Origin of the sequence: Coprococcus sp. RTP31081st1_H1_RTP31081_211007 (assembly GCF_040227275.1) — a bacterium.
GTDB lineage: Bacteria > Bacillota > Clostridia > Lachnospirales > Lachnospiraceae > Coprococcus > Coprococcus aceti.
In genome coordinates this window covers 24,279-49,893 of record NZ_JBEHVP010000008.1, presented here as the reverse complement: position 1 = coordinate 49,893, position 25,615 = coordinate 24,279, and the positions used below count along the sequence as shown (strand labels likewise).

24 protein-coding genes and 1 riboswitch are annotated in these 25,615 nt (G+C 44.2%); of the genes, 22 read left to right on the top strand and 2 right to left on the bottom strand.

Going from position 1 to position 25,615, the window contains the following annotated elements; genetic code table 11:
* Positions 1-36 precede the first annotated feature (36 nt).
* From ABUA31_RS12105 to ABUA31_RS12040, 14 genes are all read left to right on the top strand, one after another.
* A complete protein-coding gene (locus tag ABUA31_RS12105) occupies positions 37-1,950 on the top strand; it encodes a heavy metal translocating P-type ATPase (RefSeq protein ID WP_055273724.1) in 1,914 nt (637 codons plus the stop codon).
* Positions 1,951-1,961: 11 nt separating this feature from the next.
* Positions 1,962-2,327, top strand: coding sequence for an ArsR/SmtB family transcription factor (locus tag ABUA31_RS12100; protein WP_022216672.1), 366 nt, complete (start codon positions 1,962-1,964; stop codon positions 2,325-2,327).
* A gap of 185 nt (positions 2,328-2,512) precedes the next feature.
* On the top strand, positions 2,513-2,884 hold the full coding sequence (locus ABUA31_RS12095; RefSeq protein ID WP_022058324.1) for a GntR family transcriptional regulator: 372 nt from the start codon (positions 2,513-2,515) through the stop codon (positions 2,882-2,884).
* Between the two features lie 117 nt (positions 2,885-3,001).
* Complete coding sequence (locus tag ABUA31_RS12090) at positions 3,002-3,919, top strand: ATP-binding cassette domain-containing protein (RefSeq protein ID WP_349818929.1); 918 nt, start codon at positions 3,002-3,004, stop codon at positions 3,917-3,919.
* A gap of 40 nt (positions 3,920-3,959) precedes the next feature.
* Complete coding sequence (locus ABUA31_RS12085; RefSeq protein WP_015533830.1) at positions 3,960-4,613, top strand: hypothetical protein; 654 nt, start codon at positions 3,960-3,962, stop codon at positions 4,611-4,613.
* A gap of 92 nt (positions 4,614-4,705) precedes the next feature.
* Positions 4,706-5,365 carry a hypothetical protein gene (locus tag ABUA31_RS12080; protein ID WP_022216674.1) on the top strand — a complete coding sequence of 220 codons (660 nt, stop codon included), beginning with the start codon at positions 4,706-4,708 and terminating at the stop codon, positions 5,363-5,365.
* Positions 5,366-5,632: 267 nt separating this feature from the next.
* Positions 5,633-6,316, top strand: a complete 684-nt coding sequence (locus ABUA31_RS12075) for a YjjG family noncanonical pyrimidine nucleotidase (RefSeq protein ID WP_015533831.1) — start codon at positions 5,633-5,635, stop codon at positions 6,314-6,316.
* Between the two features lie 104 nt (positions 6,317-6,420).
* Positions 6,421-7,290, top strand: a complete 870-nt coding sequence (metF, locus tag ABUA31_RS12070) for a methylenetetrahydrofolate reductase [NAD(P)H] (RefSeq protein ID WP_015533832.1) — start codon at positions 6,421-6,423, stop codon at positions 7,288-7,290.
* Positions 7,291-7,368: 78 nt separating this feature from the next.
* Positions 7,369-9,399 (top strand): glycosyltransferase, encoded by a 2,031-nt coding sequence (locus ABUA31_RS12065; RefSeq protein ID WP_349818928.1) that lies wholly within the window; start codon positions 7,369-7,371, stop codon positions 9,397-9,399.
* 27 nt (positions 9,400-9,426) lie between these two features.
* Positions 9,427-9,864, top strand: a complete 438-nt coding sequence (locus ABUA31_RS12060) for a GatB/YqeY domain-containing protein (RefSeq protein ID WP_015533834.1) — start codon at positions 9,427-9,429, stop codon at positions 9,862-9,864.
* Positions 9,865-9,877: 13 nt separating this feature from the next.
* Entirely contained in the window at positions 9,878-10,438 is a 561-nt protein-coding gene (locus tag ABUA31_RS12055) for an NUDIX hydrolase (RefSeq protein ID WP_055146459.1), read from the top strand.
* 28 nt (positions 10,439-10,466) lie between these two features.
* The gene (locus tag ABUA31_RS12050) at positions 10,467-10,859 is read left to right on the top strand and encodes a hypothetical protein (RefSeq protein ID WP_117874591.1); all 393 of its coding nucleotides are present in this window, start codon (positions 10,467-10,469) and stop codon (positions 10,857-10,859) included.
* Positions 10,860-10,930: 71 nt separating this feature from the next.
* Positions 10,931-13,519, top strand: a complete 2,589-nt coding sequence (locus ABUA31_RS12045; RefSeq protein WP_161171997.1) for a YfhO family protein — start codon at positions 10,931-10,933, stop codon at positions 13,517-13,519.
* Between the two features lie 6 nt (positions 13,520-13,525).
* A complete protein-coding gene (locus ABUA31_RS12040; RefSeq protein WP_161171996.1) occupies positions 13,526-14,461 on the top strand; it encodes a cysteine-rich small domain-containing protein in 936 nt (311 codons plus the stop codon).
* 53 nt (positions 14,462-14,514) lie between these two features.
* Here the strand turns inward: ABUA31_RS12040 and ABUA31_RS12035 are convergent, their stop codons facing one another.
* Both ABUA31_RS12035 and ABUA31_RS12030 read right to left on the bottom strand, forming a co-directional pair.
* A complete protein-coding gene (locus tag ABUA31_RS12035) occupies positions 14,515-15,339 on the bottom strand; it encodes a DUF1963 domain-containing protein (RefSeq protein WP_161171995.1) in 825 nt (274 codons plus the stop codon).
* 87 nt (positions 15,340-15,426) lie between these two features.
* Positions 15,427-16,737: an MATE family efflux transporter gene (locus ABUA31_RS12030; RefSeq protein ID WP_161171994.1), complete on the bottom strand. Its 1,311-nt coding sequence runs from the start codon at positions 16,735-16,737 to the stop codon at positions 15,427-15,429.
* A gap of 295 nt (positions 16,738-17,032) precedes the next feature.
* Between ABUA31_RS12030 and ABUA31_RS12025 the strand changes: the two genes are divergently transcribed.
* The 8 genes from ABUA31_RS12025 (at position 17,033) to ABUA31_RS11990 (ending at position 25,381) form a co-directional block, all read left to right on the top strand.
* Positions 17,033-17,491 (top strand): GNAT family N-acetyltransferase, encoded by a 459-nt coding sequence (locus ABUA31_RS12025; protein ID WP_161171993.1) that lies wholly within the window; start codon positions 17,033-17,035, stop codon positions 17,489-17,491.
* Between the two features lie 149 nt (positions 17,492-17,640).
* Complete coding sequence (gene pnuC / locus ABUA31_RS12020; RefSeq protein WP_161171992.1) at positions 17,641-18,330, top strand: nicotinamide riboside transporter PnuC; 690 nt, start codon at positions 17,641-17,643, stop codon at positions 18,328-18,330.
* 221 nt (positions 18,331-18,551) lie between these two features.
* Positions 18,552-19,061: a GNAT family N-acetyltransferase gene (locus ABUA31_RS12015; RefSeq protein WP_161171991.1), complete on the top strand. Its 510-nt coding sequence runs from the start codon at positions 18,552-18,554 to the stop codon at positions 19,059-19,061.
* Positions 19,062-19,144: 83 nt separating this feature from the next.
* Positions 19,145-19,253: riboswitch (TPP riboswitch) on the top strand.
* A gap of 414 nt (positions 19,254-19,667) precedes the next feature.
* Positions 19,668-20,978, top strand: a complete 1,311-nt coding sequence (thiC, locus tag ABUA31_RS12010; protein WP_004850265.1) for a phosphomethylpyrimidine synthase ThiC — start codon at positions 19,668-19,670, stop codon at positions 20,976-20,978.
* 222 nt (positions 20,979-21,200) lie between these two features.
* Positions 21,201-22,553, top strand: a complete 1,353-nt coding sequence (locus ABUA31_RS12005) for an MATE family efflux transporter (protein WP_022215819.1) — start codon at positions 21,201-21,203, stop codon at positions 22,551-22,553.
* On the top strand, positions 22,554-23,402 hold the full coding sequence (locus ABUA31_RS12000; RefSeq protein ID WP_238051449.1) for a YdcF family protein: 849 nt from the start codon (positions 22,554-22,556) through the stop codon (positions 23,400-23,402).
* Positions 23,403-23,618: 216 nt separating this feature from the next.
* A complete protein-coding gene (locus ABUA31_RS11995) occupies positions 23,619-24,446 on the top strand; it encodes a transketolase (protein ID WP_349093414.1) in 828 nt (275 codons plus the stop codon).
* Positions 24,443-25,381, top strand: coding sequence for a transketolase family protein (locus ABUA31_RS11990; protein WP_349819023.1), 939 nt, complete (start codon positions 24,443-24,445; stop codon positions 25,379-25,381). The genes ABUA31_RS11995 and ABUA31_RS11990 overlap by 4 nt, the downstream gene beginning before the upstream one ends.
* Positions 25,382-25,615: the final 234 nt, after the last annotated feature.

Below are 25,615 nucleotides of genomic sequence, written 5' to 3'. Positions count from 1 at the left end.
GTGAAAGATCTGTGCTCTATCAGATAGGAGGATGTTATGACAAAGAAACAGAAAAAAGTGCTCAGAAGAATTATAATATCGGCGGTTCTTCTGGTTGCCATGGCTGTCACATTTACGGTGCTTGACAAGACCGGGATGGTGGATCTTGAGAATCCGTCAGTTATGTGGCGATGCATAGAGATCGTGGCTTACCTGATTCCATATCTCGTCATAGGTTACGATATACTTAAAAAGGCATTTCTCGGAATCATACACGGAGAGGTATTTGACGAGAATTTCCTTATGGCTATAGCTACGGTTGGCGCCATGGTGCTCGGTGAGTACAAGGAGGCATCAGCGGTTATGCTGTTCTACCAGATAGGCGAGCTGTTCCAGAGCTACGCCGTAGGCAAGAGCAGGAAGAATATCACAGCACTCATGGATATCCGTCCGGATTATGCCAACATAGAGAAGGATGGCAAGCTGGAACAGGTTGATCCGGATGACGTTCAGATCGGAACAGTCATAGTTGTACAGCCGGGCGAGAAGGTGCCTATCGATGGTAAGGTTGTGGAGGGCTCATCCTCACTCAACACAAGTGCCCTCACAGGTGAGAGCGTACCTAGAGAGGTTCATGTCGGCGATGAGATCATCAGTGGATGTGTCAACCTCACAGGACTTATCAAGATCGAGACATCCAAGGAATTTGGAGAGTCAACTGTATCAAAGATCCTTGATCTCGTTGAGAACTCAAGCATGAAGAAGTCCAGATCAGAGAACTTCATCACAAGATTTGCAAAGTATTATACACCGGCTGTATGTATAGCAGCACTTGCGCTTGCAGTGCTTCCGCCATTGGTAAACATTATCATGGGTAATCCTGCAGCATGGTCCAAGTGGATCATCAGAGCACTGACAACACTTGTTATAAGCTGTCCATGTGCACTGGTAATATCCATTCCACTGAGCTTCTTTGGAGGAATCGGCGGAGCTTCGGCAAAGGGTATTCTGGTCAAGGGTTCCAACTATCTTGAGGCTCTCTCATACACAAAGTATGTCGTGTGCGATAAGACAGGAACACTCACAAAGGGTGTGTTCCAGGTTACAGAGATACATCCTGAGGGAGGAATGAGCGAAGCTGATCTTCTTGAAAAGGCAGCGCTGGTCGAGAGCTATTCCAACCATCCTATCAGCAAGAGCCTGAAGGAGGCATATGGCAAGGAAATCGACAACAACAGGGTCACAGACGCAAAGGAGATCAGCGGACACGGTGTGTCAGCGGTTGTTGATGGTCATGAGGTTGCCGCAGGAAATGTCAAGCTCATGAAGCAGATGAACATACAGGCAGCGGTTCCTACATCGGTTGGAACAGAGATACATGTTGTCGTGGATGGAAAGTATGCAGGATATATTCTCATATCAGATGTTGTCAAGCCAAATGCAAAGGAGGCTATAAGTGGTCTCAAGGCAGCAGGCGTGGAGAAGGTAGTCATGCTCACAGGTGATGCGAAGAAGGTTGCAGATGCAGTCGGAAGCGAGCTTGGCGTGGATGAGGTGAGAAGTGAACTTCTCCCTGGAGACAAGGTGGATGAGGTCGAGAAGCTCATCGCAGCCAAGGGAGAGAAGGAGAAGCTTGCATTTGTCGGAGATGGAATCAATGACGCCCCTGTACTTTCGAGAGCAGATATAGGAATTGCCATGGGAGCCCTTGGTTCCGATGCAGCTATCGAAGCTGCGGATATCGTCCTCATGGATGATGATCCTGCAAAGATAGCGACAGCCATGAAGATATCCAAGAAGACACTCAGGATCGTACACCAGAACATAGTATTTGCACTTGTGATCAAGTTTGCATGCCTTGCACTGGGCGCAGTTGGATTTGTCAACATGTGGTGGGCAATATTCGCAGATGTAGGAGTTATGATCCTTGCGGTATTAAATGCGACAAGAGCACTGAGCTTCAAAGAATAGGAGGAGACCGCATGGGAGAGATACATTTGCCGCATTGTCACTGCGACAATGAGAACAAGATCATAAAATGCATGCCGTCTGTGGAAGATTGCAGCAGCATGGCAGATATATTCAAACAGCTCAGCGATGGCACAAGGCTAAGGATACTCTGGATGCTGTGCCACCTCGAGGAATGTGTCAGCAACATAGCGGCGGCCATGGAGATGAGTGATCCGGCCGTATCGCACCACCTGAAGCAGCTCAAGGGCAGCGGCCTGATCGTGAGCCGCAGAGAGGGCAAGGAGGTATATTACAAGCTGGCAGACACGGAGACAGCCAGACTTGTACACAAGGTGTGTGAGGAGATGTTCCAGATAACATGCCCGCTTGAACAATAGAATAATATGACAGATAAATCCCCGCCGGTACCGAACAGATCAGTGCCGGCGGGGATTTTTTGCGTGGACAAGGAGATGAAGATATTATTATTTTAGGGTTTAGAGTAAAAAGTTGTTGACACACATCTGTACATAGTGTATATATAACATATAAACAGTTGAGAACAGTTTAAGGAGGTGTACATATGAGACTTTCTCAGAACTCAGGAGTGCCTATATATCAGCAGATAGCAGACAGCTTCAAGTCGGACATTCTGGCGGGCAAATATGCCCAGGGCGAATATCTGCCGTCTATCAGGGGGCTGGCACGGGATCTGAAGATAAGTGTTATCACCACCATGAAAGCTTATGAGCTGCTGGAGCAGGAAGGGCTGGTCACGGCTGAACAGGGCAAGGGCTTTTATGTGAATGCACAGGACAGTGAGATGCTGATAGAGCAGCATCTTCGAAAGGTAGAGGCATCTTTGACGGAGGCCATAGCTGCGGCACGTATTGCGGGGTTGTCGGACGATGAACTAAAGAATATGCTTGATGCCTTGCTTATGGTACAGGATTGACAATCTGACAGGCAGGGAACAAAACAGACAGAGAACAAAGCGGACAGAGAACAAAGCAGACAGAGAACAGGGAAAAAGAAAGACGTGAAGAGAGTTTAAGGTTTAATGGAGGATTGGATGATGAATTATGACTGCGCTGTAAAAGGGGAGAATATTTCCAAAAAGTTTAAGACATTTACACTGGATATACCGGATTTGAGGGTGCCGAATGGATTTGCGACAGCACTCATCGGAGAAAATGGAGCGGGAAAGACGACACTTCTCAATATGCTTTCAGGAATAAGGCTTGATTACAAAGGTGAGCTGACTTTCTTTGACAAGTATTCATCGGAGGAGAAGGAGAGAAGGGCGGATGTAAAGAACAGGATAGGCTATACGGGAACAGGCAGATATTACCTTCCACAGTGGACTGTATCTGATGTGGAGGAGATAAGCAGTCTGCTCTTTGACAATTTTGACAGGGACGAGTTCGAAAGATATTGCCGAGAACTTGCGATATTTCCTGATTCCCCGGACGGTGTTGCTCTGAAGAAAAAGTGTTCAGCACTCTCTGATGGAACCAGAACTAAGCTGATGCTTGCAGGAGTCATGGCGAGGGATACAGACCTGCTGCTGCTCGATGAGCCGGCATCGCCTCTTGATCCGCTTATGCGAGACAAGCTGTGCCAGATGATCGGCGATTATATAAGCGACGGAGCGGGGGAGAAGAGTGTATTGTTCTCAACACACAATATATCCGATATGGAGAGCATCACTGATTATGCGATCATCATGGAACATGGAAATGTGGTCGAGTGCGGATTTGTGGAGGATCTGAAGGAGAAATACATACTGATAAAGGGAGATGCCCAGGATGCAGAGGCGGCATCAAAGATTCTTTATACCATGACTAAGAATCCATATGGTTTTGAGGGAATCTGTCTTGCAGAGAATCTGGACAAGCTAGCCGGCATGAATGTGAGCAAGGAGATACCATCGCTGTTTCAGATAAGTGTAGCGGTCATGAAGAATAATACAAAAATGGTATTAAAGTAAAACAGCTTAGAGTGTTTCACGTATTTATAGGAGCGTAATTATGAGGATGATAAAGGATTACAGAGCCATTACGAATGGAAAATACCGGCTAGTGTGTAATGTGTTGATACCGATCATACTGGGGGTGATACTGGCATTGATCGATATAGGAGTGAGAAAATATTATGTAACAGCGGTCATGCTCGGTGTGGGAGCGGCGCTCATGACTGCGATCGAGGTTATGGCTGATTATTGGGGATTCGGTGCAATATGTGTGAAGGGCTGCCTTGGAATGGATTATCTGAAGACGTCAACAAAGGGGAAAGCCATGTTACGGAATGCGCTTACGGCGGATCTGCTTGTCCGACCGGCGAGGATCGCGATATGCATGGTGATAGTGGCCGTACCATATGAAATTATGGTGGGTAACCCGGTAAGACTGCTTTGCCTGTCGATACTGCTCACAGCAGATATTTCCGTGTGGGCGCTGAACATTACGAGATATGTCCAGAATGTTCAGGTCATGAGTCTGCTGTCCATGCTGTCATCAGGAGCATCGGGAGCTGCGGTTATATATATAACGATATCTTCGGGATTGCAGAAGTTTACATGGCTCATAGTTGCAGCACTGGCGGTATTGCTGCCGGTTGGAATATATGTGACGCGCAGACATATGTACCGCAAGGTTGAGGCGTCTTATCTGGATATGGATTAACAGATTGTTGTTCAAGGCTGGAAACGGCTTAGACTATCCGCCCCGCCTGCCGGCGGGAGGAATGATATATATTAGACAAGGAGGATTAAGGGATGAAAGATTTGATACTTGGTTTTAAACTTCTCAGATATGGATATAAGTTAAAGACAAATGTGATGATGCTTATTTTGTTCACTGCAATAGGGTTTGTGTTCGAACTGTCATCACACGGAACGAATATTCTGGGCGGTTTCTATTTTATGCTGACTGGAATGTTTGCCTACCAGATGATAATATACATGAATGCATCGGACTATGTGCAGTCAAGCGTGATGAAGAGAAAACTGGAGGTGGGAATGCCAGTGATCGTCAGCACAGTTGTGTATCTTGTACTTTTCACAATACTTGTTGCGGAGAAATATATACTTATCAGAATGTATCCGGAGAATACAGAAAACTATCAGGATACATTGTTTATGATCATATTTATATTGTTCGGAGCTATGATATTCTGTGGCGTATGTTACAAATATTTTGTGGCAAGTCTTATCGTGTTTATGCTGGTGATAATGACCTGCATGTCAACACTAAATTCCTGGTTGTATCACCATCATATATCGGAGGTTATAAGCCTTGGAATTGTAAAGCTTGCTATCCTTGGATATGCGGCCATCCTTTTGGGTGGTGTTATAGAGTATCTGCTCAGTTCACTTCTCTACAGAAAACAGTTGTCAGAGTTCGCGATGAGCGGACTCAGCAAGAGCATGAAGTAAATGAAAATACAAATAAACTTAATAAAATAGACGGAACAGAGCCGGTTGCGGATCGTGCGGGATTGCCGAAGAGAGGGCGGTCACAGCAGAAGATTTGTAACCGGCTCTATTGCTATTATCAGGTGAGTGGAATATAATATTTAAGAATGTGCGCACTGGAAAAATCCGGCAGCTACGCATAAGAGTAATGTATAAAATACAGAACCATAACGGCAGACATTGATAAGTCAGCATATGAATTTGAAAAGAAAGATATAAGGAAGTTATATGGTACAGAACATATTGTTTGATCTGGATGAGACACTGCTGGACTTCAAGCGCAGCGAGAGCAGAGCGCTCTCCAATATGCTCAGGCATATAGGGGTGGAGCCTACAGAAAAGGTCATATCCAGATACAGCGAGATCAACAAATCGAGATGGAAACTGCTTGAACAGGGACTGCTCACAAGGCAGCAGGTGAAGGAGAGCAGATATGAGATACTTTTTGCAGAGCTGGGAGTTGAATACTCTGCTGCAGAGGCGACAGCCTACTATGAGGATCAGCTCAGCCAGAAGGGATTTGTATTCCCTGATACGATAAAGCTGCTTGAAACCTTGCACGGAAGATACAGAATGTACATTGTGTCAAATGGCGGCTCAAATGTACAGAGCGGACGACTTGCGGACAGCGGTATAGGCAAGTATTTTGAGGATATATTCATATCTGAGGATGCCGGAGCAGAGAAACCGTCCAGAGAATTCTTTGACTATTGCTTTGGCAGGAGACCAGAGATAAAGGCAGATGAGACTGTGATCATAGGAGACAGTCTGACATCAGATATACAGGGCGGAATAAATGCTGGGATAAGGACGATATGGTTCAATCCGGATGGGCAGCAGGCGGCGGATATACATCCGGACTATGAGGTGAAAACACTTATGGAGATACCGACGCTGCTTGAAGAGCTGTAAGAAAAAAAGCAAAATTATTTATCGGGACCGGATACAAATGAGTCCGGATATAAATGAGTCCAGATTGAAATAAACAGGAATAGACAAATATACAGAGGTAGTACATGAAGATAAGAGATTTGATCACACAGGACAAGGCGACACTCTCATTTGAGGTGTTCCCGCCAAAGAAGGATACAGACTTTGCGGATGTTGAGGCAGCGGCGCTTGGTATAGCGGCATTTAAGCCGGATTACATGAGCGTTACATATGGTGCCGGGGGAAGCACCAAGGGACATACGATCCAGCTTGCCCAGGAGATCCAGGAGAAGTACGACGTGCCGACCATAGCACATCTGACATGCGTGTGTGCCAGCAAAGAGGGCATCAAGACTGCGCTTGCTGACATGAAGAATGCCGGTATAGAGAATATACTTGCTCTCCGCGGCGATATACCGAAGAACTATGATGGACAGGTATTTGCAGAGTTCTCACATGCATCAGAGCTGGTGGAGCTCATCAAGGAGACAGGAGATTTCTGCGTGGGCGGAGCATGTTACCCTGAGGTACACCCAGACTCGGCAAATAAGCACGAAGACATAATTGGGCTTAAGAAAAAGGTCGATGCTGGATGTGATTATCTTACGACCCAGATGTTCTTCGACAACAACATATTCTTTAATTTCATGTACAGAATCAGAGAGGCGGGAATATCAGTGCCGATCATACCGGGTATTATGCCTATAACAAGAAGAGTACAGGTCAAGAATGCTGTCAAGCTCTCAGGCTGTAACGTGCCGGAGAGATTCAAGAGCATAGTCGATGCATTTGGCGATACTGAGGCTGCGATGAGGCAGGCGGGAATTGCATACGCCACAGACCAGATCATAGATCTCATGGCAAATGGAGTGAAGCATATACATGTGTATTCCATGAATAAGCCTGAGGTTGCGGCAGGAATACAGAAGAATCTATCGGAAATACTTAAGATATAAAATTTATTGACAGACCTAGAGTCGGGACATCATGAGGGACAGCAATAGGATGGTGTTCAATGAAAGGAGTATCGGGTTATGAAACCGGTTATATCAGTGATTTTTACAGCCGGAAGCGGTGTGGAGACATGCCGGACAAAGCTGGCTGGCCAGACATTTAAGGAGTACGAGATAATAGAAGCGGACAGATTCGCGGGGATTGAGCGCGCGCATGGAGAATATATACTGTTCGTGGATGGCTCGGAGGTTTATCCGGAGAACATGCTGGAGAAGCTGCATGACGCCGCAGAGCAGAGCGGGGCGGACATGGTGATTTCGAACTGCGAGCTTATAGACAGTGACGGTGGGAAGACCTTCGGAAGAGGTGTACATTTTGAGTGGGTTCACGGCGGAAAGCAGGTGTTTAACTGGAAGGACTGCCGTGGCAGGATCATGAATGTGGTACGACCATTAGTTGGCAATAAACTCTACAGAAAGCAGTTCATAATAGATGCAGGACTGGGCATTGCCGGTTGTGACAGCGAAGCTATATATTCGGCAATTGGAGCTGTAGCGGCGGAGAAGATAGCATATATAAGCAATCTGACATTTTCAAGGAATGTTGTTCCTGAGAGTGAGGCTGAGAAGCTGCCGGATGTTCCGAAGACCGTTGACTGTGTGACGGAGCATGTGAAGGGCATGGCAGACAGGACTGATCTGTGGAATGCTGTTATGTACTTTGCCATACGTCAGTATGTGGACAATTATGAGAAGTATTGCAGAGAACTGGATTCTGCAGAGAGAATAGAGTTTTACGAGAAAGCGCACAGCGTATTTAACAGTGAGATATTTGACGGATTGACAGAGAAGGGACTCAATGATGACAAGTTATTCCGCAAATATTCCATCATAAAGAAACATGATTCATCGGAGCTGAAAAAGCTCAAGACGAGAAGGATAATAGTGTCGCTCACATCCTATCCCGCCAGAATTGCGGGCATAGCACAGATGCTTGAGTCGATATATTCACAGACCAGAAAGGCAGATAAGATCGTTCTGTGGCTGGCGGAGGAGCAGTTCCCTAATAAGGATGACGATCTTCCGGATGATCTCAGAAAGCTGCAGTTTGAGGATAAGCTGGAGGTCAGATGGTGTGATGATCTGAAGCCGCACAAGAAGTATTTCTATGCGCTGCAGGAGTTCACGGACGACGTGGTCGTGACGATAGATGACGATCTGCAATATCCTCCATACATGCTTGAGAATCTGTATATGTCATATTTACAGTATCCAGAGGCGGTATCCGCTGTGAGGACACACTGGATGGTCATTTCAGATAAAGGGCAGCTTATTCCGTACAGGTATTGGATGAAGGAGACGGTTGCCTGTCTGTACAGACCAAAGATGCAGTTATTTGCAACCGGGGGCGCAGGAACTTTATATCCACCAGGAATTTATGATGATAAGTGGTTCGACAAAGACAAGATGGTGGAGATGTGCCTGTGGGCGGATGACATCTGGCTTAAGCTAATAGAGATCATGTCAGGAGTTCCGGTTGTGGCGGCTATGCCATGTGAGGATCTTCGGTACTTACCGGGCTCACAGGAAATAGGCCTTTACCATAAGAATGTGGACGCCGACCAGAATGACGTTCAGTTACAGAAGATAGAGGAATGGCTTAAACCTGAATATGGAGATAATGCACTTGCGAAGAAGATTCTTGAATATGATGGAGAGCCGGTAGAGGATGCACTGATCAGGGTATGTGAATGTCATGAAAAAGAACGCAGAGAATTGAGGGATGAGATTGGTAGAAATTCCAGACAATTAAAGAAACGCATTGAAGAAAATGAGCGTGCCTACAGGGAAAAGTCAGAGATAAATGCCAAGCTTCAAAGAACATACAAGGAAAAGTCGGAGATAAATGCAAAACTACAGCAGACATATAAGGAAAAGGCTGACAGGGGTATCCGGATAAAAGAACTTGAGAAGGAGAAATATGATCTTCAGGCAAAACTTGGAGAACTTCAGACAGAAAAAGCAGATATTCAGAAGAAATTGGAACAGCTTCAGGCAGAGAATGTTGTTTTGCAAAAGCAGCGTTCAATATGGTATAAAATAAAAAAGTGATAAAAATAAAGAAAGAAGGAAATAAAAATGACACTTGAGAAGTTACAGAAGGATATGATAGCAGCAATGAAGGCAAGGGATAAGGAGAGAAAGGACAGCATCTCATCCCTCGTATCAGCAGTTAAGAAGGTCGGAATCGATAACGGCTGCAGAGACAACATTCCTGAGGATATAGTTGATAGTGTTATCCTCAAGGAGATCAAGTCTGTAAAAGAGCAGATCGATACCTGCCCTGCAGACAGAACAGATCTTCTGGAGCAGTACAAGGCAAGATATGATGTGTTCAACGAGTATGCGCCAAAGCTTCTGTCAGAGGATGAGGTGAGAGATATCCTCACAACAAAATTTGCAGATGTGATAGCAACAAAGAATAAAGGCCAGATCATGAAGGCTGTCATGGCTGAACTCAAGGGCAAGGCAGACGGCAAGGTCATCAATCAGGTTGTGGCAGAGCTTTGCAAGTAGAGGAGAAAGTGTTTTGAAATTTGTAGGAATTGAAAAGAAAGAACAGGGAAAGTTCATCACACGATACGATGTTCAGTACGAGACTGTAGACGGAATAGTTAAGAACTATGAGATGATAAGCAGGAATGGAGAAATCACCGATTTCGAGGGACTTCATGGCAAGGCAGCAGATGCGGTGGTCATCATCGCCACAGACGAGGCAGATGAGAGGATCCTTATAGATAAGGAGTTCAGACTTGCTCCGGGTGAATGGGTATATAATTTCCCTGCCGGACTCATAGATCCGGGGGAGACTCCTGAGGTCAGTGCCAGACGTGAGCTTATGGAGGAAACGGGACTTGAGCTGTACGAGATCAGTGACACAATAGGGACAAGCTACAGTGCTGTAGGATTTTCAAATGAGACAAATATGTGTGTTGTAGGCAAGGCGAGAGGCGAGTTCAAGCCGAGCACTTCAACTCTGGAGGAGATCACTCCAGGATGGTACACAAAGGCAGAGGTAAGAGAACTGCTCAAGACTGAGAAGTTTGCAGCCAGAACACAGGCCTTCTGTTATGTGTGGAGCAGACAGTGATATGAGAATGAAAAAGGAGAAATAATCTATGGAAAAATTACCTGGAAAGGGAATGGTGACGGCATCGTCGCTCATCATGCTCATATGGGGGCTTGTAAATGCCGGATATTATGACATTGCAAAACTTGTGCTTGCAGATGAGCCATCGACAAAGGCTGTCGTATGTGGCGTTGTGGCCGGAATAGCGTCGCTGGCGGCCATCATAGGCGGTATATTTGGAATAGCCGGAAGCAACAAGGTTGCAAAGGCGTCTGCCATAGTTGTATGGGCAGCATTTCTGGTGATACTTGCGATAATAAGCGGTATAGTGACACTGGTGTCCGGTGACAGCAAACTGATAGCAGTGATTATGATGATCGTTGGAATAGTGGTTCCGGTTATCATGTTTATGGGTGCTGCGAAAAACAGGGCAATCAGATAATTAATTGCTTTTTAGATATTGTCAAGCTATAGATAGTTGATAATAAAGATGTGGATTACAGGAGGAGATTGATGAGTAAGCAAAAAACTCTAAGACAAAAAATGATCATCATTGCATTGGCATTTTTGTTACCGGTTATTATAACGTTGATTGTTATGGCTGTGTGCGGAGTGGTACCATTTGGTAATAAGTCTACGATGATCTGGGATTCATTGCTACAGTATAAGGACTATTATGGATATTTATGGGATGTGTTTCATGGAAATGCAGGTATAGAATATTCTACAGGAAAAGCACTTGGCGGCAGGATGATAGGGATAGTAGCTTATTATTTGTCTAGTCCATTAAATTTGTTTATTGTGTTTTTTTCAAAGGCGCAGATACCACAGTTTATGGCATTTATGATTTTGCTCAGAATTGGTTTGTGTGGAATAACAGGATACATATATGTTGATAAAAGGTTCAAAATATCGGTGATACCAGGCCTTGTATTATCATCGTTATATGCACTTATGGAATATAATGTGTATAATTGTAGAAACGTTATGTGGCTTGATGGAGTTATTATTTTGCCATTGATAGCACTAGGAGTATGGAAGTGCGTTGATAAGAAGAAAACGGGGCTGCTATTTACTTCTGTATTCGTTGCAATTTTCTGTAATTGGTACACTGGCTATATGGTATGTCTGATGTCAGGAATACTATTTATTGTTGAATATCTTAATGCAAATGACTTTAGTATAAAAAAAGCGTTGAAAACAGAATGGAAAAGTATATTTAGATATATAGTAACAATGTTATGTGGAGTGTTGGCGAGTCTGTGTATACTTCTTCCTGCGTGTATGGCGCTTGTTGGAGGAATTGCAACAAATAATACCGTTGGATTGAGCCGTATAGTTAATATGGATATAACACAGTTCCTTAGTGGATTTGATGTTGGTGCGAAAGTGAATGCGCAGGATGCACCCCCTATTTTTACGGGAACCATCGTTCTTATTGCTGTTGTTGCATTTTTCTTTAATTCTGCTGTGAAGAAAAAAGAAAAAATCTGTATGGCATGTCTGCTTGCTTTGTTGTGCAGCTGTTATTGTCTTAGAGATTTAGAACTTGTGTGGACAGCCTTTGTTAGAAGCACTTCATACTTCTTCAGATTTAGTTTTGTACTCTCTTTTGTAATGATAATGATCGCTGCAAGAGAGGTTCAATTATGGGAAAAAGACCAGGTATCAAAAAAAGAAGTAGCTTCTGCAATGGGGGTTGTTGCAGTAGGTTTGGCATTTTTATATTATATAAAGAAAATAAATTCACCGCGTAATATAGTCATTATTTATATGGCAATTTTTGGTATAGGGATAATAGTGCTGTTATGTGGTAACAATAGAAAAAATGTTTCCAAGGTAGTATGCTTTGGAGTGGCATGCCTGACTGCGATAGAAGCCGGTTATAATGTGTACATTGCTTTTTCTGAATACAATAATGATGCAAGGAGTTTTTCTGATTACACAGTTGCTGCCGAGAATATAGTCGATAGTCTTAATGATACTGAGAAGGGAAGCTTTTTCAGATATGAAAATGATTATAATTATCTAAAGACTATTGGAAGAGATATAGCGACGGGGGAGTCACTGCTGTATGGTTATAATAGCATAGAGCATTATAGTTCAGCTTATGATTTTAATGTTGACAGATTTCTAGCTTATATGGGATATTCTGATATCCCTGGGGAGAAGCTTTTTTTACGTGAGACATATTGGAATAGTCCTATGCTGCTGACAGATTCTTTGCTGTCAATAAAATATGTCCAATTAAAGAGTCCGGCATCAGGATACGAGAAAACGGATCTGAAGACTCAGTATGCACAGGTATATAAAAATAAATACGCTTTGCCCCTCGGCTATCCGGTGAATGACGATATAAAGAAGGTTTCATTTGGCAATGACCCATTTGAAAATCAGCAGAACCTGTTATCCGCTATGCTTGGTGAAGAAGTAGATGTATATGAGAATGTTGATTCAGAATATATACATACTGACAAGAATGGTAATGAAGAATGGAAATTGGATGTAAAAAAAGATGGACCGGTATACGTGTTTGTTGATGGAAGCAAAACACATAGTAGCTTATATGATAACAATTGTGAGGTATATGTAAATGGCGAGTTGATTCAGAATGCATGTCACAGGTTTGAAATCAACAGCATGTACATTGGTGAATATAAGGCTGGAGATCAAATAGATTTAGTTATAAAGAGAAAAACCAATAGGGACAAGAAGCATACATTGTATGTATCGCAGCTGAATACAGATGTGTTTGAAAAAGCGATCAATATTCTTAACACTGGATATAAAACAGATTTAAAAATTTCTAAAAATAGAATTACTGGTGAAGTAGATGTTGACGATGATACAGAAATACTGCTTTCAATACCTTATGAAGATGCATGGTCTGCTGTTGTGGATGGTAAAGAGGTTAAAATTGATGAGCTTGCAGATACTTTTATGGGAATAAAACTTGATAAGGGTAAGCATACAGTACAAATGGTTTATCATACGCCAGGTTTGAGGCTGGGGCTGATCATGTCACTTGCTGGATTCCTGATTTATGCAGGTGTAGAGATAGTTAAGAAAAAAATGAAAAAACAGAAAAATAAAACGGCATAATATATTATGGAAAATAGTTATAAATTTTTTCAGAATACACAATGTGAGTTTTTCCCGTGTCATAAAGTGGAGAAAGTAGAGAACTTTAATTGCATGTTCTGCTACTGCCCACTTTATCGCGAGGAACGGTGCCTAGGTAATCCTGAGTATGTGATCAGCCGGAAAGGGCAGCGGATAAAAGATTGCAGTAATTGTCTTTTAGTACATCAGCCAGAGATGTATGATATGGTTATTGGACGCCTTCAGAGGGAAGATGAGCTTTTGCATATAGATCTTCGAAAGCTCAAGACTCAGGTGAAAGAACGATTGATGCAGATTACCCATATAAATGAAATAGATGCAGATATGAAGTATGAGCATCAGATCAATATTGACAGAATATTGGATGGGGTTATGAAAGATATGTCTGGATCTTGTGCGGTGGATGTTCTTTTACAGGAATTTGCTCCTGAGTGCATTTGCCCCGGCTATTTTACTTTTTGTGGGAAAAAGATAGAGTGCGGAATATTGACACAGCTTGACATCAGTCTTATTGATAAAGGTTACATTTATGCATTTCATGCACCGGTTGTAGATCTGGAAAACACTGGTTCTGTGCTTGACCAGTATTACATGGAGGCATTTCAGGTGGCATGCATGGATGTCATAAGAGGGTGGCTGCAAGGATATCTTGAGAGAAAGAACAGTGTATATGAGAAGAAATATTGCAGTCCATCATTCGGCCCGGGATATTATGGAATGGGCATGGATGCTGTACCTGAGCTGCTTGGACTTATGGATGCATCACAGGTAGGCGTGTCATGGAACGGAGAACGTATGTCGCCGAAGATGAGTCTTGTTGGAACATATCTGATTGCGGGTGAAGATGTGTTTGAGGTGGATTCTGATTGCAGAGACTGTATTGGACAGAGCGGTGGCTGTGAATTCTGTATAAAGCACTGAATTTATACCAAGTAGGAGCAGGAGTGTTCTGCTCCTACTTAGAATTATAGTTATTAGTCCAAATCGAAACTAAAGACCGCTTTGTCGAAATTGCGGTTCTTTAAATCTTCATCTGAAATGATCCAAAAGATATTCCATAGACAACCAACGTTGTAACCATATTGAAACAGCAGATGAGTTTTTGTGTTTACATCCGGTATATTACCACCCGTAGGATAACCGAATAATTTGTTTCCGTCATACGAAAGATATTCGATATCATAATCTGGAGCAACTTCTTCAAGACGGTCAAATAGGTCACAGTCAAGCACATCTCCCAGTGGCTGATAATCTGTGGTGAGTTCAAACTCGACGGCCTTTTCCTCAAAAACTTCTGTAAAATACTTTGAATAATATGGAACAGGCGGCTCAGTTCTCTTTAAATTTGCCAGGTCGCCATTGTACCAGATCACCTTGTGATAAGCCGAATTTTCGGGGTCGTCAGCAACGCTTTCAACCCATTTGTTGGTCTGGTGAATTGAGTCGATTTCTCCGCTCCAGAAAAAATATAAAATACCCGTGTGCGGAAGCTTGTTTTCAATATCCAAGTCGGCAATGTCCGCAAGATTGATTTGAGCAACAAGCTGCATTGCTGATTTTTCGTACCGCTCAGTGTCATCTCCGCGCTTGCAGGAATAGCCCGACATTGTGGGATATGGAATTTCGGGTGGAAGATCGGGAAAGCCACCGATTTTACTTGTGCCTTTTGCAATTACATTTTCCACATCCTTCACACACATTTTAATAGTATTTTTTCGGTAGTCTTTAATACTTTCTGCAATATCAGTGTGTCCTTCTTTAATAAGGAATTCAATCAAATCCATTTCGTGCATTTTCATTTTATACCCCCTAATCCCTATTTGTTAAAGTCAACACATCCATTATATCTCGTATCGCCTAATTTGAATACACATGTAATGGCTACCCTACCTTTGGGATTCCCACGCCAGAAATACCAGACTGACAGTAAGTGTCACAGCCTCGGTCACAGGTGCAGCAAACCACAAGCTATTGCCACCGGTCAAAACAGGAAACGTCAGTATACACACGCTGCTGAGTATGATGTTTCGGAGCAGTGATATACACAGAGACTGCCCGGATTTCAGTATGGCCTGGAGATAGTAGGAGGTCATCAGGTTGATCCCAAATGGCACAAATGCAAAGAAGTACGCTCTGACACCAAGATCGGCAATGACACCAAGACCTTCATTCATATCTATAAACACACTGCAGAGCACCCTTGGAAAAAGTATTCCAAGAAGTGAGAACAGCGCACCCATGATCAGGATGGTTGTGTAAGCCATTCTGATCATGGTGTTTATTCTGCCTATGTTATTTGCTCCATAGTTGGTCGAGATCACAGGCTGCACAGACTGACCAACTCCTGTGAACAGAGAATTGAACAGGATGACGCAGTTTGAGATGACGCTGTATATGGACAGGGCATTCTCGCCGCAGTACTTCAATATCTGTATGTTAAACAGCAGCACTATAAATCCATTTGCAAATTCATTGAAAAAGCTCGGGATACCGGCTGTCACGATATTCTTCATGCTGTTCAGGATCCTGTGTGGCATTATGAAACGCAGCTCATTCTTCTTGCTGAGGAAATGTGATGAGGCGACAAGTACCTGGATCAGCATACCGATTACAGAGGCAAGTGCGGCTCCGCCGATTCCCTGCTTCAGTGGGAATACCAGTACAATGTCCATCACGATATTGAACACTCCACCCAGCAGGACGCCTGCCATGGCGCGGTTCGGGTCATTGTCAGCCCTCACAAATATAGCTATGAAGTTGGAAAATACTGCAACCGGCAGGAACATGTTTATATAGTGCATGTATGACATGGCATATGGGTATAGAGTGGCATTTGCACCCATGAGCCTCAGCAGTGATGGCATGCATGCTCCGTACAGTATCCACAGCAGTGCGGTGATTGCCGCGATCATCATGAATGACACGGTGAAGTAACGGTTAGATTTCATTGTGTTGCCACTTCCTCTGTGCACGCTCATCTGTACTGAGCCACCCACGCCAAAGAGAATCCCGGTTGACATAAGTATGCACAGCAGGGGCGTTGTGATGCTCAGAGCGGCCAGGGCATCAGCTCCAACACCTTTTCCGATGACGATGGCATCAGTCAGGGTGTATATGGACATGACCATGGCACTTCCAAGGGAAGGAATGAGGAATTTGAAGTAAAGCTTTTTCAGATCGTCTTTTAACAGGTTCATTTGTAAATCTCCTTAAAAAAAATAGTTTATAATTGAAAATCATTGAAAATCGGAAAGGCACATGATCGCGGGGACAAATTAACCTGCCAGCCGCATAAAAAAAGAGCCAGATAAGATAAAGTATCTTATCTGGCTCATGAAAATTCTGATATATTTTTATCGCAATTCATGTTCCATCCGGGAATCCTGCATCTGCAGAACACCTTGCAAGGTATATTAATATTCAACATACCGTCCGACTTGTGTTATTATAACAGGAGGTTAGCAAATGTCAAGGACTGATTAGGGGGATATTATGGAATATAGGATAGCGGACGCGAGCGATATAGATATGTTGATGAATGTCAGATTGTCCATGCTTAGGATAGTCAATGATCTTCCAGTTGATTATATATTTGACGATAAATTGGTGACAAACAGCAGGAGATATTTTCTTGAGGGTGATCAGACAACAGTTGTAGCTGTCGATGACGGAAGATGTGTGGCGTGTGCCAGTATGTCTTATATTGAAATTATGCCAACATTTTCTCATACTTCTGGAAAGAGAGCACATCTCATGAATGTATATACAGAAAAGGACTATCGGAGGAGAGGAATCGCCAGGCAGCTTGTGAATATGCTTATAGAGGATGCGCGTGTACATGGTGCCACGGAGATAAGTCTTGATGCCACGGAAAGCGGAAGACCGCTGTACGAATCAATGGGATTTAAGGCATCTGAGGAGTGCATGGTTATAGATATACAGCAATTATGATGCTTTGGATAATAGACAGTTTACATACATATATTTACGGAGACAGACGGAGGCAGACATAGCTATGGAAGTAAGAGATAGCATAGAAAAAAGACGCAGTATTAGAAGGTTTAAAGATACCCCAGTGGAGCAGAAGGAGTAAAGACATCATGAACAATCCAATAAAAGAACTGACTAAGCGGGAATGGCTTATCTGGCTGTGTTCCCTCATTATAGTGCTGGCGTCAAATCTTCTCGCTACAGATCTGGATATCCTCACACTGGCGGCGGCACTCATAGGTGTGACATCGCTTATATTTGCTGCAAAAGGAAATGTGTGGGCGCAGATATTGATGGTGGTATTCAGCATATTATACGGTATCATATCTTTCAGGTTCCGCTACTGGGGTGAGATGATAACCTACCTCGGTATGACTATGCCCATGGCGGTGTGGTCAGTCATAACGTGGTTCAAGAATCCATCGGAGGGCAACAGCAGTGAGGTAGCCATACAGAAACTGACAAGAAGACATGTGATATGGCTCACTGTCAGCACAGTGCTTGTAACGGTTGTATTCTACTATATACTCATGATACTTGACACGCCGAATATAGTATTCAGCACAATATCCATAGTCACAAGTTTCCTGGCGGCTGCGCTCACCATGCTGAGATCGTCATACTATGCGGTGGGATATGCAGCAAATGATGTAGTACTCATAGTATTATGGGTTCTCGCATCTTTTGAGAATCCGTCATATATTCCTGTAGTTGTAAACTTCGTCATATTCTTTGTGAACGACATGTATGGATTTGTGAGCTGGAAAAAGAGAGAAGTGAGGCAGGCTGTGGATATGTAGCAGATAAAGGAGGTGCAATTTGCAACATAAATAGACAGTAGTACAATGTTTAAAGTGCTGACAGCTATATGCCCATAACTGTCAGCACCATAATCTGATTATTATTGCTGAATATCGGCAATATACACTGTTTTGATGTATACATAGTGCGCTGCCAGACAGAACGATATAATAATAAATAGAACATAAGTGAAATCTTATCATAATAGGAGGACGCATAGATGAATATAAACATAAGAGAGTACATGGCAGCAGATGCAAAGTCAGCATCAGAGATCTGGAACCAGGTTGTGGATGATGGTGTGGCATTTCCACAGGAGGAAGTCCTGACACCGGAATCAGGAGATGCATTTTTCAAAGAGCAGACATATACCGGTATCGCCGAGAACGCAGAGAGTGGTGAGGTGGTAGGACTCTACATACTTCATCCGAACAACGTGGGAAGATGCGGACATATATGTAACGCCAGCTATGCCGTGAGACGCGATATCCGCGGTGAGCACATAGGAGAAAAGCTTGTGCTTGACTGTATCTCCATGGCAAAGAAGAAAGGCTTTGGAGTGCTCCAGTTCAATGCCGTAGTAGCATCAAATGTACATGCACTCCATCTGTATAAAAGGATTGGTTTTACTCCGCTGGGCGTTATCCCGGGAGGCTTTAGAATGCCTGACGGACATTATGAGGACATCATTCCGCACTATTATGACCTTAGAAAAGATGCAGATCAGTAATGAGTTGCAGCATACGGTGTAACATCACAGAAAAATATGTTGATGTTACGATCTGACAGCGGTATACTTGTTGTCAGAGAATTGGATAGTATAGGGGGAGCTGGCGAGTTAGCCGGCTGAGAGGAGGCTGAACGCTTCGACCCACAACCTGATGCGGATAATGCCGCCGTAGGGATACGTTTGATACATACATAATGATGTAAGAAAGAAGAGACGCATTCCTGTGTCTCTTTTTATTTTCATAAGGAGGGGCCCACGTAAGTGGGAGGATTCCTTGTGAAGTACGCAGACGCCGCGCGTAAGCGCCTTTCATGCGTCTGCTCCTTTATAAGGAGGGACCCACGTAAGTGGGAGGATTCCTTGTGAAGAGTGGAAGCGCACTGATGTGCGCGCAGGTCATCAAGCGGTGCTTGACGACATATTACGCAGACGCCGCGCGTAAGCGCCTTTCATGCGTCTGCTCCTTTATAAGGAATAATCTACATGAGTGGGATATTCCTAAAGTGGCTGATTGGGGGCACCACCTTCCGCCACTATAAAAGTGTAAGAGAAACAAATATTAGATCTGGAACAGATTTATAAAGCCGGATCAGATTGGAGGAACAGATGAGAAATTACACAACACAGATGGACGCAGCAAGAAAAGGCATAGTAACTCCTGAGATCGAGAAAGTTGCCGAGAAAGAGCATATGTCCACTGAGGCGCTGATGAAACTGGTAGGAGAGGGTAAGGTAGCGATACCTGCCAATAAGAAGCACACATGCTTAAACCCAGAGGGAGTTGGAAGCATGCTGAGGACCAAGATCAATGTCAACCTCGGTGTGTCAAGAGACTGCAAGGATTATGGTATCGAGATGCAGAAGGTTATGAGTGCTGTCGAGATGGGAGCAGAGGCGATCATGGATCTGTCAAGCCACGGCAATACACAGCCGTTCAGACAGAAGCTCACTTCAGAGTGTCCGGCTATGATAGGAACTGTGCCGGTATATGACAGCGTTATCCACTATCAGAGAGATCTTGCGACACTGACAGCACAGGATTTCATCGATGTGGTACGTCTCCACGCGGAGGATGGAGTTGACTTCGTGACTCTCCACTGCGGAATAACAAGAAAGACGATCGAACAGATCAAGAAACATAAGAGAAAGATGAATATAGTCAGCCGTGGCGGCAGTCTTGTATTTGCATGGATGACCATGACAGGCAATGAGAATCCGTTCTACGAGTATTTTGACCAGATCCTTGATATATGCGAGGAATACGATGTGACAGTATCACTTGGAGATGCATGTCGTCCGGGATGTCTTGCGGACGCAACGGATGTATGTCAGATAGAGGAGCTTGTCAGACTTGGAGAGCTGACAAAGCGCGCGTGGGATCATAACGTACAGGTTATGGTTGAGGGCCCTGGTCATGTGCCACTCAATCAGATTGCAGCCAACATGGAAGTTCAGAAGACACTCTGTATGGGCGCACCATTCTACGTACTTGGACCTCTTGTCACAGATATAGCACCGGGATACGATCACATCACAAGTGCCATAGGCGGAGCGGTCGCAGCCATGAACGGCGCAGCATTCCTCTGTTACGTAACACCAGCAGAGCACCTTGCCCTGCCAAATGTAGACGATGTCAAGCAGGGAATCGTAGCCTCCAAGATAGCAGCCCATGCGGCAGATATAGCAAAGGGGATACCTGGAGCGAGGGATATAGATGACAAGATGGCGGATGCGAGACGTGTCCTCGACTGGGATGCACAGTTTGCATGTGCCATAGATCCTGAGACTGCAAAGGAGATCAGGGACAGCAGAAAGCCTGATGACGAGTACAGCGACACGTGTAGTATGTGCGGTAAATTCTGTGCTGTCAGATCGATGAACAAGGCGCTGTCAGGGGAATACATAGATATACTGTAATTACCAAGAAACTTAAAATATAAAAAGATTCGGCAGTATATGTCCATCTCGGCATGTACTGTCGTTTTTATATGCATAACATGATAGAAAATATATGGGAATAAGTACAAAAAACGGGTGTTCAGCCGAAGATGTTTACTATTTTGCCTATTGTAATGCCGGGTGAACGAGTTTAGAATAAAACCGAAAACAGGAGTAAATTATAGAAAAGAAGGGAAAAAAGTGAACAAAGATCTTACTGTGGGAAGGCCTGAATCCGTGCTTTGGAGATTCTGCCTGCCACTTTTCGGAAGTGTGATATTTCAGCAGCTCTATAACATAGCGGACAGCTTTGTGGCGGGGCAGTTCATAGGAGAAAATGCTCTGGCGGCGGTCGGCAATAGCTATGAGATAACACTTATTTTCATAGCATTTGCATTTGGATGCAATATAGGCTGTTCGGTCATAGTATCCCAGCTGTTCGGGGCAAAGAAATACAGCGAGATGAAGACTGCGGTCTGGACTACTCTCATAGCAAGCGCGGTACTTGTGGCGGTTCTCATGCTGGTTGGATTCCTGCTTGGAGAGAGACTGCTGGCACTTATTGATACCCCGGATGAGCTGATGAGAGATTCGCTTACTTATCTGAACATATACATATTGGGCGTGCCATTTTTGTTCTTCTACAACATAGCGACAGGAATATTCTCTGCGCTGGGCGACTCGAGAACACCGTTCATATTCCTTGCCATCTCATCGGTGTCCAATATAGCCGTTGATATACTGTTTGTAAAGACATTTGAGATGGGGGTAAATGGAGTTGCGTGGGCTACATTCATCTGTCAGGGCGTGAGCGCTGTACTTGCGATAATAGTTGTGTTCAGACGCCTGACAGCAGTTCGCACTGAGGGGAAGGTCCGTGTATTTTCGGGAAGCATGCTGGGCAAGATAGCAGTCATAGCCATACCGAGCATACTTCAGCAGAGCTTTATCTCAGTTGGAAATATAATTATTCAGAGCGTCATCAATGGATTTGGAGCCTCTGTCATAGCGGGCTATGCGGCGGCTGTAAAGCTCAACAATCTCGTCATAACGTCATTTACAACACTTGGAAATGGAATATCCAACTATACCGCACAGAATCTTGGCGCGGGTAAGATCGACAGGATAGGACAGGGACTTAAAGCTGGAATAAAACTCATATGGGGACTATGCATACCATTTGCGGTTTTGTACTTCTTCTTTGGCCGTTATGGCATGTATCCATTTATGGAGAATAGGACAGGACTTGCCCTTGACACGGGAGTCACGTATCTCAGGATACTGGCGCCGTTCTACTTTGTAGTATCGGCAAAACTTGTAGCTGATGGAATACTAAGGGGAACAGGCATGATGGGCAGATTCATGACATCGACGTTTACGGATCTGATACTTAGAGTGGTGCTGGCGATAGTGCTGTCAAGAGTTATAGGTTCCGCCACAGGAATATGGCTGGCCTGGCCGATAGGCTGGACTATAGCAACAGTTATGTCACTGTTATTCTGTGTGAATGGTATTAAGAAGCTGAAAAGAGAAAAAACAGGGAGGATAGAATAGATGACAGATAAAATGACTCAGAAGAGCCATGAAGATATGAGTAAAGAAATAAACAAAGATGGTGTGGCGGTGCGTACACGGGGATATCATATATGGAGAGTTATATTCTGTATAATAGGCGTGCTGGGAATGCTGATGTTCATATATCCGGTGTTCAGAGGTTGCCATGTGAATATAGGAACCCTGCTGGGAACAGGCGTGTTTGCACTTCTCACATTGTATGGAGTATTCAGGGCAAAGATAGACAAATCTGTCAGAAAGCTTTGGGATAAAAAAGCAGGAAAGATATGCTTAAGTTTCGTGCTTGCACTTGTCACTGCTGCGCTTGCCCTTGTTGTGGTCATCACTTATCACATGGTCTATGCGGCTTGTGTAAAGCCTAAACAGGATGCCACAGTCGTAGTGCTCGGATGCGCAGTTAGAGGCGGTGGACCAAGCCTTATGCTGAGAGAGAGACTTATAGCAGCACAGGATTATCTTGATGAGAACCCGGAGGCTGTATGTGTTGTGTCCGGTGGACAGGGCGCAGATGAGAGCATGTCGGAGGCTCAGTGCATGTATGAATACCTTACAGAGCACGGAATTGCTCCGGAGAGAATATATATGGAAGACAAGTCCACATCCACAAGGGAGAATATAAAGTTTTCGGCTCAGATAATAGAACAGAATGACCTGCCTGACGGAATGAATATCGTGACAAATGAATTCCATGAGTACAGGGCAAAGAGAATTGCGGAAAAGCAGGGTATAGATACGGGTTCCATAGCCGGAAGCACTGCATGGTGGCTGCTTCCGACATACTATGTCAGGGAGATGGCAGGCATACTGTATGAGTGGATCAGCGGCTGATATGTGGACAGGTGCGCTGCGAGGCGGACAAAGTGAATACAATGATCCGCCGGACACCCATGCAGGTATATTTGGTCGAAATGCACAGATAACCTTAAAAAAACCTTGTAATATTTCTTGAAAAATGCATGTAAAAACGTACTTCTAAATAGAAGAAATTATGTTATAATGACTCTGTATGATACAAATACAGTATCAAGTTAAAAGGAGAATGAGATGAACAAATTAGAACTTCAGAAAAAAGCTGTAGAAGTTCGCAAGGGCATTGTTACAGGTGTATACAATGCAAAGAGCGGACATCCAGGCGGCTCATTATCAGCAGCAGACCTGTTTACTTATCTTTATTTCGAGGAGATGAATGTGGATCCTAAGAATCCTGAGGACGAGAATCGTGACAGATTCGTGCTCTCAAAGGGACACACAGCTCCGGGCTACTACGCAGCACTTGCGTTAAAAGGCTTTTTCCCAATAGAAGACTTAAAGACACTCAGACATGTTGGATCTTACCTTCAGGGACATCCTGACAAGAAGCACACTCCAGGAGTGGATATGTCATCAGGATCACTGGGACAGGGACTTTCAGTTGCAGTAGGTATGGCACTTGCAGCAAAGATGCAGGGCAAGGATTACAGAACATACTGTCTCTGCGGTGACGGAGAGATCCAGGAGGGACAGATATGGGAGGCAGCTATGTTCGCAGGACATAGAAAGCTTGACAATCTGTGCGTTATAGTAGATAACAACAATCTTCAGATTGACGGAACGGTTGAGGATGTATGTTCACCATATCCTATAGATGAGAAGTTCAAGGCATTCAACTTCCATGTTATCAATATCAATGGCAATGACTTTGACGAGATCGACAGGGCATTTGCTGAGGCAAAGTTCCACAAGGGTGAGCCTACAGCGATCATCGCCCACACGATCAAGGGCAAGGGTGTATCATTCATGGAGGACAAGGCCGGCTGGCATGGAAAGGCTCCGAATGAAGAAGAGTATAAGATCGCCATGGAAGAACTTGAGAAGGAGGCTGCAGCATTATGATAGAGAATAAAGCAATCGCAACCAGAGAGAGCTATGGCAATGCCTTAGTAGAGATCGCAAAGGAGCATGATGATCTTGTTGTTTTAGATGCAGACCTTGCAGAGGCAACCAAGACAGTTATTTTTAAGAAAGCTTATCCTGAGCGACACGTTGACTGTGGCATCGCGGAGGCGAACATGGCAGGAATAGCTGCCGGAATGTCAACATGCGGATACGTTCCATTTATGAGTTCATTTGCAATGTTCGCTGCAGGACGTGCATTTGAGCAGGTGAGAAATACCATCGGCTACCCACATCTGAATGTGAAGATCGGTGCAACCCACGCAGGAATCTCAGTAGGTGAGGATGGAGCAACACATCAGTGCTGTGAGGATATCGCACTCATGAGAGAGATCCCGGGCATGGTTGTCATTAACCCATGTGACGATGTAGAGGCCAGAGCAGCAGTCAAGGCTGCATATGAGTATGTTGGACCTGTATATCTCAGATTTGGAAGACTGGCAGTTCCAGTACTCAATGATGAGAGCACATACAAGTTTGAGATTGGCAAAGGGGTTAAGCTCAAGGACGGCAAGGACATATCTATCATAGCTACAGGACTTTGTGTATCTGAGGCTGTGAAGGCTGTGGATATGCTCGCTGCTGACGGTATAGATGCTGAACTCATCAACATCCACACTATCAAGCCTATCGATGAGGATATCATCGCTGAGACAGCTCAGAAGACAGAAAGAGTGTTCACAGTTGAGGAGCACTCCATCATAGGCGGTCTCGGAAGTGCTGTTGCAGAGGTGCTTGCTGAGAAGTGTCCTACAAAGCTGACAAGGATCGGTGTGAGAGATACATTCGGTGAGTCAGGCCCTGCAAAGGAACTGCTTCACAAGTATGAGCTTGATGCCGAGGGTATCTACAAGCAGATCAAGGCTGCACTGTAATCCTAATGTGATCATTTGGAGACATAACAGAGAACACAAGATAAATAGCTGATACTAAATATCTGTGAAAGATATAGAGAGTTATATACAGATGGGGGAGCCTGCCGGTGGCAGGCTCTTTCCATATATACATATGAACTGTCAGATGGGCGGTAGACACTGCAGACATCCGGCAGATTCTGTGATTTACATACACAAGGGCTGAAGACCAGATGAAACTGGGAACTTTACAGA

Bases quoted from the DNA above. Each gene is read 5' to 3' on its own strand.
- ABUA31_RS12105 (WP_055273724.1), top strand. From the start codon at position 37: ATGACAAAGAAACAGAAAAAAGTGCTCAGAAGAATTATAATATCGGCG.
- ABUA31_RS12100 (WP_022216672.1), top strand. From the start codon at position 1,962: ATGGGAGAGATACATTTGCCGCATTGTCACTGCGACAATGAGAACAAG.
- ABUA31_RS12095 (WP_022058324.1), top strand. From the start codon at position 2,513: ATGAGACTTTCTCAGAACTCAGGAGTGCCTATATATCAGCAGATAGCA.
- ABUA31_RS12090 (WP_349818929.1), top strand. From the start codon at position 3,002: ATGATGAATTATGACTGCGCTGTAAAAGGGGAGAATATTTCCAAAAAG.
- ABUA31_RS12085 (WP_015533830.1), top strand. From the start codon at position 3,960: ATGAGGATGATAAAGGATTACAGAGCCATTACGAATGGAAAATACCGG.
- ABUA31_RS12080 (WP_022216674.1), top strand. From the start codon at position 4,706: ATGAAAGATTTGATACTTGGTTTTAAACTTCTCAGATATGGATATAAG.
- ABUA31_RS12075 (WP_015533831.1), top strand. From the start codon at position 5,633: ATGGTACAGAACATATTGTTTGATCTGGATGAGACACTGCTGGACTTC.
- metF (WP_015533832.1), top strand. From the start codon at position 6,421: ATGAAGATAAGAGATTTGATCACACAGGACAAGGCGACACTCTCATTT.
- ABUA31_RS12065 (WP_349818928.1), top strand. From the start codon at position 7,369: ATGAAACCGGTTATATCAGTGATTTTTACAGCCGGAAGCGGTGTGGAG.
- ABUA31_RS12060 (WP_015533834.1), top strand. From the start codon at position 9,427: ATGACACTTGAGAAGTTACAGAAGGATATGATAGCAGCAATGAAGGCA.
- ABUA31_RS12050 (WP_117874591.1), top strand. From the start codon at position 10,467: ATGGAAAAATTACCTGGAAAGGGAATGGTGACGGCATCGTCGCTCATC.
- ABUA31_RS12045 (WP_161171997.1), top strand. From the start codon at position 10,931: ATGAGTAAGCAAAAAACTCTAAGACAAAAAATGATCATCATTGCATTG.
- ABUA31_RS12040 (WP_161171996.1), top strand. From the start codon at position 13,526: ATGGAAAATAGTTATAAATTTTTTCAGAATACACAATGTGAGTTTTTC.
- ABUA31_RS12035 (WP_161171995.1), bottom strand. From the start codon at position 15,339: ATGAAAATGCACGAAATGGATTTGATTGAATTCCTTATTAAAGAAGGA.
- ABUA31_RS12030 (WP_161171994.1), bottom strand. From the start codon at position 16,737: ATGAACCTGTTAAAAGACGATCTGAAAAAGCTTTACTTCAAATTCCTC.
- ABUA31_RS12025 (WP_161171993.1), top strand. From the start codon at position 17,033: ATGGAATATAGGATAGCGGACGCGAGCGATATAGATATGTTGATGAAT.
- pnuC (WP_161171992.1), top strand. From the start codon at position 17,641: ATGAACAATCCAATAAAAGAACTGACTAAGCGGGAATGGCTTATCTGG.
- ABUA31_RS12015 (WP_161171991.1), top strand. From the start codon at position 18,552: ATGAATATAAACATAAGAGAGTACATGGCAGCAGATGCAAAGTCAGCA.
- thiC (WP_004850265.1), top strand. From the start codon at position 19,668: ATGAGAAATTACACAACACAGATGGACGCAGCAAGAAAAGGCATAGTA.
- ABUA31_RS12000 (WP_238051449.1), top strand. From the start codon at position 22,554: ATGACAGATAAAATGACTCAGAAGAGCCATGAAGATATGAGTAAAGAA.
- ABUA31_RS11995 (WP_349093414.1), top strand. From the start codon at position 23,619: ATGAACAAATTAGAACTTCAGAAAAAAGCTGTAGAAGTTCGCAAGGGC.
- ABUA31_RS11990 (WP_349819023.1), top strand. From the start codon at position 24,443: ATGATAGAGAATAAAGCAATCGCAACCAGAGAGAGCTATGGCAATGCC.